This is a genomic window from Janthinobacterium aestuarii (assembly GCF_051380835.1).
GTDB classification, from domain to species: domain Bacteria; phylum Pseudomonadota; class Gammaproteobacteria; order Burkholderiales; family Burkholderiaceae_D; genus Janthinobacterium; species Janthinobacterium aestuarii.
In genome coordinates this window covers 397,826-410,396 of record NZ_JBNYXU010000002.1, presented here as the reverse complement: position 1 = coordinate 410,396, position 12,571 = coordinate 397,826, and the positions used below count along the sequence as shown (strand labels likewise).

Below are 12,571 nucleotides of genomic sequence, written 5' to 3'. Positions count from 1 at the left end.
ATCTAGCGGGTGGAAAGATCGATGGCCGCGCCTTCGACGAAGACGGACACTGGCTGTAGCGTGGAATCGAGGACGACGATATCGGCCCAAGCGCCCGGCGCCAACCGGCCCCGGTCGGATACGCCCAGGTAGTCGGCCGGGTACAGCGACAAGCGGTTCGAGGCGTCGGCCAGGTCCAGGCCCAGGTCGACGAAATTGCGCAGGGCCTGGTCCATGGTCAGCACGCTGCCGGCCAGCGAACCCGTGGCCAGGCGCACGCAGCCCAGGCATTTGTAGACGCGCTGCGTGCCCAGGCCGTACTCGCCATCGGGCATGCCGGTGGCCGAGGTGGCGTCCGTCACGCCGTACAGGCGCGGGATGGCGCGCAGGGCCGCGCGCAGGGCGCCCTTGGCCACGTGCTGCAGGTCGGGGATGATTTCCGCGTAGTCGGCATGCGCGAGCGCCGCGCCCACCATGCCCGGGTCGTAATGGGTCATGCCCGTCATGCCGTTGTACAGGTGGGTGAAGCCGGAGACGCCGGCGTTCAACGCCGCCACGCCTTCGTCATACGTGCCGGCGCTGTGGCCGATCTGCACGCGGATGCCCATGGCCGCCAGTTGCGGGATCAGTTCCAGGTGGCCGGGAATTTCCGGCGCCATGGTCAAGACCTTGATGGGGGCGATGGCGTGGAAGCGCTGCACCAGCGCCAGGCTGGCCTGCACCACGTCGGGCGGCTGCGCGCCCAGGCGGTGCAAATTCAAAAAAGGGCCTTCCAGGTGCACGCCCAGCATGCGCGCGCCGTTGGCGGGGCGCTCGGCGATGACGCCGGCCAGGCCTTGCAGGGCGCGCAGAATCGATGGTTCTTTCGCCGTCAGGGTGGTCCCCAAGAGGGCCGTGGTGCCGTGGCGCGCGTGCACCTGCGCCACGGTGGCGCCAGCGTTCCCGCCTTCCATGATGTCGACGCCGGCCGCGCCGTGCACGTGCAGGTCGATGAAGCCGGGCAGGATGGTCAGCGCGCTGTCGGCGGCAGGGTCTTCTTGTATCTGGACGATGCGCTGGTCAAAGGTGATGGTGCCCGTGATCCAGCCAGACGGGGTAAGGATTCTGCCGCTCAGCATGTGTTATTCCGCTATAAAAAGTTCGATGCCCAGCTTTTGCAGCCCTTCGCGGTACTCCTGGCTGATGCTGGCATCGGTGATGACGGTATCGACCCGGTCCAGCTGCACGATGCGGTGCAGGCTGACGCGGCCGAACTTCGAGGCGTCCGTGAGGACGATGATTTTCTTCGCCCGTTCCACCATCTTGTGGTTCAGGCTTGCTTCCGCTTCGTGGTGGGTGGTCACGCCAAACTGCAGGTCGAAGCCGTCGACGCCCAGGAACAGCTTGTCGAAGCTGTAGGCCTGCAAGCAGGTTTCCGCCTGGCTGCCCTGGATCGACAGCGACTGCTTGCGCAGCAGGCCGCCCGTCAGGATCAGGTCCACGCCGGGCGCGTCGGCCAGTTCCCACGCGATGTTCAGGCCATTCGTCGCCACCGTCACGCCCGTCGCGTCGCGCAGATGGCGCGCCAGCGAGATGGTCGTGGTGCCCGAGTCGATGATGATGTTGTCGCCCGGTTCCACCAGCCGTGCCGCATAAGCGCCGATGCGCTCCTTCTGCTCGTGGTTGATGGCGTCCTTCTGGCGTATCGTGTGTTCAAGCGGCGGCGTGCGCGTCAGGGTCGCGCCCCCGTGGCTGCGCGTGGCCATGCCTTGCGCTTCCAGCGCATTCAAGTCGCTGCGGATGGTGACCGCGGACACGCCGAGCTTTTCCACCAAGTCGGTCACTTGCACCGAGCCCTGCTGGGCAAGCATTTGGAGGATGGATTCACGGCGTTGGCTGGTATTTCGCATGGTGGCGGGCTCGGTAAAAAGTGAAAATACCGAGCTTAACAGATTGCCGCTTCGGCAATGACGGGGACTGCCGCATTGCGGTTGCAGGCGCGCGCATATTGCGCCAGCAAGCTGCCGATCTTGTGCTCGATCAGGGCCGGCGCCTGTGCCGGCAAACTGCCCTGCACCACGGCCAGATACTGCTCCGGCAAATGCTGGCTCAGGAGCGGCAGCGGAATGGCCACCGTGTCCAGGTTGGCCAGCAGCTTGGCGACGGCGGCCGCCACTTCCGGCTCGCCCCAGTAATAGCGGCAACGGTCGCTCAAGCCGTAGCGGCGCATCAGGCGCTGCTCGTCCGGCGTGCCCAGGTAATGCTTGATCCAGTTCTTCGGCTTGGCCACCATCACGCCGTCGAGCACCTGCATCAGCTGCGAGGTGGCGTGCGCCGGCAGCAGTTCTTCCTCGATCTGGCACAGGGCGAACAGCGCTTCGCGCAGGGCGAAGGTGGCGGCCGGGCCCACTTTCAGGATGGCGAAATGGTCGCGCACCATGGCGTGCAGCGCCGTTTCGCGCTGGTAGTCGGTGGAATGGGCTTCGAACACGAGGCCCGGCTGCTCGGCGACAAAGGCCGACAGCTCGGTGGCGGCATCCGCATCGTAGTGCTGGATGCTGCTCTGGTCGAAATCGACACCCGGCTGCACCACCATGGCGATGACGCGGCGCCAGGCGCCATGCAATTCCTTGTCGAGGAAGGCGCGGCGGTGCACGTCCAGGGTGCGGCGCGCCGCTTGCGGGCTGGTGACGGCGCCGGCCTGCGCCAGCGACGCTTCGCCGCCGGGAACCGGCACTTCCGTGCCGATCACGTAGACGGGCGGCGCGAAGCCGGCGGCCGCCGCCGCTTCCTCGGCGACGATGCACAGGCGCGCCGAACGGGCGGCCACGGTTTCATCGTCGAGCTGCAAGGGATCGTCCGCACAGCGCATGCTGCAATCGAGGTGGATCTTATGGAAGCCGGCCGACGCATATGCGGCGATCAGGGTTTCGGCGTGGTTCATCGCGGTGGCCGCATCGAGGTGCTGCCAGGCGTTCGGGCCCAGATGGTCGCCGCCCAGCACGAGGCGGCTGGCGGGGAAACCCTGTTCGCGGGCCAGTGCCAGCATGGTGTCGCGGAAAACGGCCGGCGTCATGCCCGTGTAGCCGCCGAACTGGTCGACCTGGTTCGACGTCGCCTCGACCAGCAGCACGGTGTCGTACTCGCTGGCCACGCGCATGGCGGCGCGCAGCACGCTCGGATGGCTGCAGCAGACGGCGTACAGTCCCACGCGCTCGCCGCGGCGGTGCGCCTTGATCACTTGCTGGATCGGGGACAGGGTAAAAGTCGGGTTTTCCGCTTGCTTCATCATGTTGACGCCTTTGTATGTTGTCGTATCAAAAGGGCCGCGCCGCGCGCGCCGCCGGCGTCGCCAAAGCGGGGCGGCAGAATCGGCGGCACGTGCACGCCGGGGAACAGATGGCGCTTGACGGCGGCCGGCAGCTTGTCGTACAGGTGCGGCAGCTTGGACAGGCCGCCGCCGAGCACGATGACGTGCGGGTCGTAGGCCAGCACGAGGCCGGCCAGCGCGTGGCCCAGCACGTCGAGGTGCACGGCCACCGTGCGCTGGGCCGCGGCGTCGCCCATGTTGGCGCGCGCGACGATGGCCAGAGGCTCCGCGCCGTCGCCGCCGAAGTGCGCGTGGAGTTTGCGCATGGCGGGGCCGGAGACATAGCGCTCCAGGCAGCCCGCCTTGCCGCACGGGCAGTCGTAACCGGCCAGGCCATGTTGCGCCAGCAGGGTGGCGGGCAGGCTCCAGTGGCCCCATTCGCCGGCCACGCCGTTAAAGCCGCGCAGCAGTTGGCCGCCCACGCAATAGCCGCCGCCCGCGCCCGTGCCGAGGATGGCGCCGAACATGCTGGCGGCGTTGTCGGCCGCGCCGCCTTGCGCTTCCGACAGGGCGAAGCACTGGCAATCGTTGCCGATGGCGACAGGGCGCTGCAAGGCTTGCTGCAGGGTTTGCGCCACGAGGCGGCCGTTCAGGGCCGGCACGTTGGAACTGAGCTGGCGGCCGCTGGCGCTGTCGATCACGCCGGGCAAGCCGATGCCGACAGGCGCCGTCGTGCCCAGTGCCGCGTCGCCGCGTTCCACCAGGCCGGTGATGGCTTGCACGAAGGCGTTGAAATCGTCGCCCGGCGTGGCGACCCGTTCGCGGAACACTTCCGTCAGCGCGCCATCGCGGTCGGCAAAGGCGACCAGCTCTATCTTGCTGCCGCCGATGTCGATGCCGTGGTAGCCGGCTGTGTGATTAGAATTGGTCATGGCCATAGATGGTGACGCCCTGCACGACACGGTTGACGATGCCGCCGGCGAATGGATTGTCGGGGCGCAGTTGCAGCAGCGCGGACTGGTGCAGCGCATATTGCTGCGCCATCAGCAGCCACAGTGGGGCCAGCCAGGCGTCGGGCCAGGCCGGCGCATCGGCCGCCAAGTTGACAGATAAGTCGCCGCCGATGCCCACCGTCAGGCAGTGCTGCGCCACGCTGTCGCGCTGCAGCTCTTTCAATAGGTCGTCTTCATACTGGCGCGCCAGCGGCTTGCTGCTGCGCAGCAGGATCACCAGGGACTCCGTGGTGACGGCCGATTTCGGGCCGTGGCGGAAACCCAGCGGCGTATTCGCCATCGCCATCACTCTGCCGCCCGTCAATTCCAGGATTTTCAGGGCCGCTTCCTTGGCCAGCGCTTCCAGCGGGCCGCTGCCCAGGTAGACGACGCGCTGCACGGGTGTCGAACCGAGGTCCGCCACAGGGGCCGACCAGTCGCGCAAGGCGTGTTCGCCCAGCTGCGCCAGGGTGTCCAGGCGAGACAGATCCGTATCCTTGCCCAGTACCGACAGGGCCGCCAGCAGCATGCTGCTGAAACTGCTGGTCATGGCGAAACCGCGGTCGCAGCTGCCTTCCGGCATCAGCAGATTATAGGTATTGCTGTCGTTCGCCCCCTGGCGCGCCAGCTTGCCGTCCGCGTTGCAGGTGATGTTCAGGAAGCGCGCGCCGGGCACGACCTGGCGCAGCAGTTCCACGGCCGCCAGGCTTTCCGGGCTGTCGCCGCTGCGGGCAAACGAGACGAGCAGGGTGGGCGCCTCCGCTTCCAGGTACAGCTCATGGTGCGTCAGCAAAGTCGTGGTGGCGATGGCGCGGATCTGCGCGGGCCAGGCCGCGTTCAGGGTATCGGCGACGATTTCGCCTACATAGGCTGAGCTGCCGGCGCCCGTCAGGATGACGCGTTGTTGTGGGTTCGACAGCGCGTCGCCGAGGAAGCCGGCCAGTGCTGCCTGCTCATTGCACAAGATGCCGGCCAGCGCGCGCCAGATGGCTGGCTGGTGGGCGATTTCCTCGGCCGTGTGCAGGCCGCCAATGTCGCGCCAGGTTGGAATGTCACGCTGAAGAAGGGTAGTCATGAGAGGTCAGTAAAGTGTTTGTTGGAGAAAGCATAAATACTAAATTTCGAAAAGTCAAATACGAAAGTAAAACGAAAGTAAATATTTGAGTAGCTTGCGAAATAATGTCGTTTTGATGGCGCTGAAGCATGCTGCGGTGCAGCGCAAAAGCCAGTGGCGGCGCGGTCTGTCGCTGAAATACCACGATAGCGAAAGTATTTTTTGTGACATTTTGGTGAAACGTAAGAAAAATGCGTCGATTCTGGGCATTTTGTTAATAAATTGCCGCTTTAACTTTCTTTTTATTGACGATATTTATTTTTCTTCTTAAAGTATTTCCATCACCTCGATTTTCTGAAAGCCGCCTGATGAAACCTCTCCCGCTTCCCCGCCGCGCCCTTGCCGCCTGTGTCCTCGCTGCCCTTGCCACTCTGGCCGGACCTGGCCTGCAGGCCGCGCCTATCGGTAACCTGGCCAGCTTGAGTGCCGTGCATGCGGCCGACGTGGCCAAGGGCGAGGCGCTGGGCTGGGATGTGCGCAGCGACACGGGCATGCAACTGCGCATCAGCCTGCCGCAGGTGGACGTGCTGCGCATCCAGGCGGGCGGCAAGGCCGGTCTGACGGGGCCCGGCGACAAGGCCGCGCCCATCGTCGTGGGCCAGCCTGCCGCGCAGGTGGCGTACCAGATCAAGGAACAGCCCGACCATATCCTGATCAGTACAGAAGCCCTGAGCCTGCGCATCGACCGCAAACCGCTGCGCTTTACCCTTTTTCGCAACGGTGATGCGGTGCCGCTGTGGCGCGAGGCGCAGCCGCTGTCGCTCGACGACAAGCAGGGCGTGCAGGTGCTTTCGAGCCTGCCGGGCGAGCGTTACTTTGGCGGCGGCCAGCAAAATGGCCGCTTCGAATTCAAGGGCAAGCAGGTGCCCGTGTCGTATTCGGGCGGCTGGGAAGAGGGCGACCGGCCGAATCCCGCGCCATTTCTCATGAGTTCACGCGGCTGGGGCATGCTGCGCAATACCTGGTCCGACGGCAATTACGACTTGCGCGACAAGGAGCAGATCTCGCTGCAGCACGCGGAAGGCCGCTTCGATGCGTATTTCTTCGTCGGCAAGGACTTGCGCGACGTCGTCGCCCGCTACACGGACTTGACGGGCCGCGCGCGCATGCTGCCACGCTGGGCGCTGGAATACGGCGACGCCGATTGCTACAACGATGGCGACAACGTGAAAAAGCCCGGTTCCGTGCCGAAGAACTGGACGGACGGCCCCACGGGCAAGACACCGGACGTGGTGGAAACCGTGGCGCGCCAGTACCGCGAACACGACATGCCGGGCGGCTGGATACTGCCCAACGACGGCTATGGTTGCGGCTACACGAACTTGCCGGAAACGGTGAAGGGCCTGGCCGGCTACGGCTTCCGCACGGGCCTGTGGACGGAAAACGGCGTCGACAAGATCGCCTGGGAAGTGGGCCAGGCCGGCAGCCGCGTGCAAAAGCTCGACGTGGCATGGACGGGCAAGGGCTACCAGTTCGCCATGGACGCGAACAAGTCCGCCTACGACGGCATCCTGAACAACTCCGACAGCCGCCCGTTTTTGTGGACGGTGATGGGCTGGGCCGGCATCCAGCGCTACGCCGTGGCGTGGACGGGCGACCAGAGCGCCAGCTGGGATTACATCCGCTGGCACATCCCGACCCTGATCGGCTCGGGCCTGTCCGGCCAGGCGTATGCATCGGGCGACGTGGACGCCATCTTCGGCGGCAGCCCGGAAACTTATCTGCGCGACTTGCAGTGGAAAAGCTTTACGCCCGTCCTGATGGGCATGTCCGGCTGGGCCGCGGCCGAGCGCAAGCACCCGTGGTGGTTCGAGCAACCGTACCGCGACATCAACCGCCGCTACCTGAAACTCAAGATGCGCCTCACGCCGTATATGTATACGCTCGTGCGCGAAGCGGAACAATCGGGCGCGCCGCTGGTGCGCGGTCTGATGTGGGATTACCCGCAAGACCCGGCCGCCTACACGGAAGCGTATAAATACCAGTTTCTGCTGGGCCGCGACGTGCTGGTGGCGCCCGTGTACCGCAGCCAGGCCGTCAGTGGCGGCTGGCGCAAGGGCATCCACCTGCCGCAGGGCACGTGGTATGACTACTGGGATGGCCGGCAGGCCACGGCCGGCGCGAAAGGGCGCGACCTGGACATGCAGGTGACGCTCGATAAACTGCCCGTGTTCGTGCGCGCCGGCGCCATCCTGCCCATGTATCCGGAAATGCTGTACGACGGCCAGAAGCCGAAGGATCAGCTGACCCTCGACATTTACCCGCACGGCGATTCCGACTACACCCTGTATGAAGACGACGGCAGCACGCGCCAGTACCAGGGCGGCGCCTTCAGCCAGCAAGTCATCCGCATGCGCCAGACGGGCGCCGACGTGCAGGTCGACATCGGCGCCGTCGATGGCCGGTACCAGGGCCAGGAAGCGCGCCGCGGCTATGCGCTGCGCATGCTGGCGGTCCGGGCACCGGCCGCCGTGCGGGCTGGCGAACGTCTGATCGGGGCATCCGCCGACCGTGCCGCCTACGACAAGGCGGCAGAGGGCTGGTTCTTCGACGCGGCGGACAGGCAAGGCACCCTGCACGTGAAAGTGGCGGCGCAGGACATCCGCCAGCCTTTGATGCTGCAGGTCGCCGGCGCGCTGGCCGTGGCCAGAGTCGATGCCGACTTCCCGGCCGCCCCCGTGCCGGGCCGCGCCTTGCCTGCCGACGCCATGCAGGTGGTGGCGCGTCCTGCGGAAGAAAGCGGCTATTCGCTGGAAAACGCTTTCGATGGCAAGCCGGAGACGTGGTTCCGCACCGTGCGCAGCCCGTCCGTGAAAAGCGGGCCGCACGAATGGGTGATCGGCTTTACGGAACGGCGTTTGGTCGATGGCATCGAACTGGCGCCGCGCAACGACCAGCACTGGAAACATGGCCAGGTGCGCGACTATGAAATCTACATCGGCGACAACAATGGCGAGTGGGGCGCGCCGCTGGTGCGCGGCACCTTGAAGCTGCAGGAAGGCACGCAGACGATCAATTTCCCCGCCACGGCCGGGCGTTTGCTGCGCTTCCGCGTCATGAATACGCAAAATCCGGAAGGCGATGGCGCGGCGTCCCTGGACCCGATGGTGACGGCGGCGCAGGCCGGGCCGGTGGCGCGCGCGTTCGATGCGGCGCTGGCCACCGACGTGGCACCCGTCACCTTGTCCGCATTCCGCGTGCTCGAACACCGCGTGGCCGAAGGCGAGGAGGTGCAGCGTTATCTGTCGGACCTGGCGCTGCCGAAGACTATTGCGAAAGACCGGCCGGCCGGCAAGGCGACCGAGATGCGCATGAACGGGCTGTGGTTCCGCAAGGGCCTCGGCGTGGGACCTGCCAGCCGTATCGACTTGCAGCTGGCGGGCAACTGGAATCTGCTGCGCGCCGACCTGGGCGTGGACGATAGCTGCCGCGGCGCGGGCGGCTTGCAATTCCAGGTCTGGAGCGGTGAGCGGCTGCTGTACGACAGCGGCCTGGTCACGGCTCCCGGGGTGGTCAAACCCGAAATCGACGTGCGCGGCCTGAGCCAGCTCAGTTTGCGCACCCTGGGCGCGCGCGGCGCCCACCCGGCCCAGGTCTGCGGCAACTGGGCCAATGCCGTACTCACCGGCACGGAAGGCGCGACAGTCAAGCCGCGCTAACTACTTCAATCATTTCACTAAAAAAGAGCCCCTCTTCGGACCGGGGAGGGGCTCTTGCAACCTGACGAAAACAAATCACTTATAAAAAGGGAGTTGAGAATGCACTTGAAAAAACTGATGGCCGCGATGGTGGCGGTAGGGTTGGCGTCGACAGCGCTGGCGGCGGAGGAGGAGAAACTGCAGCGTGTCGAAGTGACGGGTTCGAGCCTGAAGCGCATCAACGCGGAAACGGCGTCGCCCGTGCAGGTGATCAACGCCAAGCAGATCGAGAACATGGGCGCGCTCACCTTGCTGCAAGTGCTCGACAACCTGCCCGCGGCCCGTCCGGCGCAGCAGGATTTCCGCTCGATGTTTACGGGCTCCGATGGCGGTTCGCAAGCGAACTTGCGCGGCATGGGTGCGCAGGGCACCCTGGTGCTTTTGAATGGCCGTCGCCTGTCGTTCTATGGCGCGCCGGCGGGCTTCCAGACCATGTTCGTCAATATCGACGCCATTCCCGCCGCCGCCATCGAGCGCATGGAAATCCTCACTGACGGTGCGTCGGCCGTGTATGGCTCCGACGCCGTGGCCGGCGTCATCAACGTGATCACCAAGAAGTCGTACCAGGGCCTGGAAGCGCGTGCCAATGGCGAGTTTTCACCGAGCGTGAAATCGTATGGCGAGCGCCAGGCCAGCGTGCTGTATGGCCTGGGCGACCTGGCCAGCGACGGCTACAACATCTACGGTTCCGTGAACGTCTACCAGCGCGACCGCATCGCGCTGGCCGATACCTGGCGCAAGCGCCCCTCGTATTTTTATGTGAACAATCCCAATTTCATCCCGAACATGCGCGTGGGTGTCGGCAGCGAACCGGGCGTGATGAATCCAGGGACCTTCTTTGTCTTCGACAAGGCGAAGAACAATGCGCGCACCCAGCGCGCCGTCAATGGCTGCAACACCGGCATCACGGAGGCCTCGGGCACGCGCTGCGTGTGGAATGCGCTGCCCAACCAGCTCGACACGGGTCCCACCTCGGAGCGCGCCACGGCCTACGTGAGCGGCCGGCTGAAGCTCGGTGGCGACATGGAAGCGTTCGCGGAAGGCGCTTTCACCCATATCAAGATGCGCGGCGAGAATGGCCCGTCCAGCTTCAATAGCGGCAGCACGAACAACTGGTTCGCACGCAACACGGGCAATACCCTGAACACCTTCGCCACGCCTTTCCTGAGTCCGAACAACGTCTACCTGAAAGGCAAGCTCGATGCCGACATGGTGGCCAAGATGGGCGGCGCGGCCGGTCTGAATTACCTGCTGCAGGATGCGCAAGGCCACTTCGGCCAGAAGAACGTCGATGAAAACTACCGCGCGCTCGTCGGCCTGCGCGGCAGCATCGGCGGTGGCTGGGATTTTGAAACGGCGCTCAGCGTGGCGGGCAGCCATTCGACCCTGTTCCAGACGGCGAACATCAACATCAAGGGCTTCGAACAGGCATTCGGCCCGTTCACGAAAGACCCTGTCAGCGGCCGCACGTATATCTCCGACAATCCCGCCTACCAGTTCGGCGAAATCAGCGAGGCGAATGCGGCGCTGGTGCGCGCCGCCTATCCGACCTTCGCCATCGAATCGTGGACCAAGCTGATGACGTGGGATGCGAAGGTGGAAGGCACCCTGTTCAAGCTGGGCGAGCGTGAAGTGCGCGCCGCCGTGGGCACCAACATCATGCGCGAGAGTTTTCTCACGCCCGGCAACGCGGATGCGGCCAATGGCCTGATCACGCAGCAGGGCGGTTCCTGGTTCGACGGCCGGCGCACCATCGCTGCCGTGTTTGGCGAAGTGGTAGTTCCGCTCGGCGACACCCTGGAAGTCAACGCGGCCGCGCGGCTGGACAAATATCCGCATTTCTCGGCCAACCTGGCACCCAAGCTGGGCGTGATCTGGCGCGCGCGGCCCGACCTGATGCTGCGCGGGACGTATTCGGAGGGCTTCCGCGCGCCCAACCTGGCCGAATCGGGCACGGGTGGCGTCTTTGCGCAGGTGGGCGGCATCCGCGACACGGTGCGCTGCGATGAAACGAACGCCATGGCGCGCGCACTGATGAAGTCCACGGTGGCGACGGATGCGGACCTGGGCAAGAGCTTGCTCAATTCGAACTGCTCCACGACGGTGGGCGGCCTGACGCCGCCGAACCAGAACCTGCGCCCGGAAAAGGCGAAGATTTCCACCGTGGGCCTGGTGCTGCAGCCGGCCAAGGACGTGAGCATTTCCATCGATTACTGGTTCATCAACCGCCGCGACGAAATCGTGCGCCAGGACTTCAACGAGCTGTTTACGGAACTGGTGGACAAGTACGGCCCGACCCTGGCCGGCACGCCCAGCGCCATCCGCAACGACCTGACGGATACGGACCGGGGCAATGTGGCGGCGGTGGCGGCCATGTGCGCCAATCCCGTCAACGCGGGCGTGTGCGCGGGCGGCGTGCCCGGCTACTCGGTGGGCAACCTGGGTGGCTTGATCAATTCGTATTCGAACCGGGGCCGCACCCTGATGGATGGCGTGGACATCGATGCGCGCACGCGCTTTGGGCTCGGCGACTGGGGCAAGCTGAGTACCGGCATCGCGGCCACCATCCGCAAGCGCGATACCCACGACAGCGAAGACGGCAGCGACATCAAGGGCAACACCGTCGGCTACTACGATTCGCCGCGCTACCGCGCCACCGTCAACGCCGACTGGAGCTATCGCAACTTCGTCAGCAGCGTCTTCATCAACTACTCGGGCAAGACGCGCTGGGCCTACGGCCCGTGGGACAAGGACAACACGCCGGAAAACTGCACCGCCGCCTCGGTGGCGCTGCCGACCGGCCAGTGCAAGGGCGCGCCGTCGTACACGACGGTCAACCTGGCCTTCAGCTGGAAGCCGATGAAGAACCTGGACGTGGGCCTGAACGTGAAAAACGCGTTCAACAAGAAGCCCTACTACGACCCGAACGGCTGGGAAGGCTACAACCATAGCCAGGACCTGTTCGGCCGCCAGTTCGCCCTGTCGGCCAGCTACAAGTTCTTTTAAAGCGTGACGCTGCCCCGGCCCGCCGATGCGGGCTGGGGTATTGCCATGAAAAAGAAAAGACCATATTCCGAAATGCCGAATACGAAAGATAAGCGTAAGCGAAAGCAGAGAGTCATGGCTGCTTTCGCGTTTTTTTCCCGTTTTTTTGCGCCGATTCACCATTTCTGCTTACCTCACTGCAGTCGCGTGTATCTGCCATACCACGATAACGAAAGTTATAAGACGCATCACAGATTAAATCGAAAGATAAAATACCTTTATTTGCCGAATTTAGCGATAAATTGCCGTTATAACTTTCTTTTTGTTGACGATACTTATTTTTCTTTTTAAAGTAATCCCAAGAAAACGAAAATCAGCCGATACGGACTGATTTCCCGGAAGGTGCAACTGCCTGGAGCTACCTTCCGACGACCACCATAAAAACTGCGTCCCCCCGGCTTCGCCCTGGAACGGGGAGGGCGCGCATAACCCTCGATATAGACGGAGAGAGACC

The 12,571-nt window shown here is 64.6% G+C and carries 7 protein-coding genes; 2 read left to right on the top strand and 5 right to left on the bottom strand.

Annotated features, from left to right (window positions below):
* Nucleotides 1–2: 2 nt before the first annotated feature.
* Genes nagA through ACQ4WO_RS07945 form a run of 5 tightly spaced genes read right to left on the bottom strand, consistent with a single transcriptional unit; the run spans nucleotide 3 to nucleotide 5,335 of the window.
* Nucleotides 3–1,097 carry an N-acetylglucosamine-6-phosphate deacetylase gene (gene nagA / locus ACQ4WO_RS07965; RefSeq protein ID WP_436480943.1) on the bottom strand — a complete coding sequence of 365 codons (1,095 nt, stop codon included), beginning with the start codon at nucleotides 1,095–1,097 and terminating at the stop codon, nucleotides 3–5.
* 3 nt (nucleotides 1,098–1,100) lie between these two features.
* Nucleotides 1,101–1,868: a DeoR family transcriptional regulator gene (locus ACQ4WO_RS07960; RefSeq protein ID WP_034751280.1), complete on the bottom strand. Its 768-nt coding sequence runs from the start codon at nucleotides 1,866–1,868 to the stop codon at nucleotides 1,101–1,103.
* Between the two features lie 35 nt (nucleotides 1,869–1,903).
* A complete protein-coding gene (locus ACQ4WO_RS07955; protein WP_436481179.1) occupies nucleotides 1,904–3,247 on the bottom strand; it encodes a D-tagatose-bisphosphate aldolase, class II, non-catalytic subunit in 1,344 nt (447 codons plus the stop codon).
* On the bottom strand, nucleotides 3,247–4,200 hold the full coding sequence (locus ACQ4WO_RS07950; RefSeq protein ID WP_436480942.1) for an ROK family protein: 954 nt from the start codon (nucleotides 4,198–4,200) through the stop codon (nucleotides 3,247–3,249). The genes ACQ4WO_RS07955 and ACQ4WO_RS07950 overlap by 1 nt, the downstream gene beginning before the upstream one ends.
* The gene (locus ACQ4WO_RS07945; protein WP_436480941.1) at nucleotides 4,187–5,335 is read right to left on the bottom strand and encodes an SIS domain-containing protein; all 1,149 of its coding nucleotides are present in this window, start codon (nucleotides 5,333–5,335) and stop codon (nucleotides 4,187–4,189) included. Before ACQ4WO_RS07945 ends, ACQ4WO_RS07950 begins: the two co-directional genes overlap by 14 nt.
* A 347-nt stretch (nucleotides 5,336–5,682) precedes the next feature.
* Here ACQ4WO_RS07945 and ACQ4WO_RS07940 point away from each other — a divergent pair, with 347 nt between their 5' ends.
* Nucleotides 5,683–9,033, top strand: a complete 3,351-nt coding sequence (locus tag ACQ4WO_RS07940) for a TIM-barrel domain-containing protein (RefSeq protein ID WP_436480940.1) — start codon at nucleotides 5,683–5,685, stop codon at nucleotides 9,031–9,033.
* 99 nt (nucleotides 9,034–9,132) lie between these two features.
* On the top strand, nucleotides 9,133–12,078 hold the full coding sequence (locus tag ACQ4WO_RS07935) for a TonB-dependent receptor plug domain-containing protein (protein WP_436480939.1): 2,946 nt from the start codon (nucleotides 9,133–9,135) through the stop codon (nucleotides 12,076–12,078).
* Nucleotides 12,079–12,571: the final 493 nt, after the last annotated feature.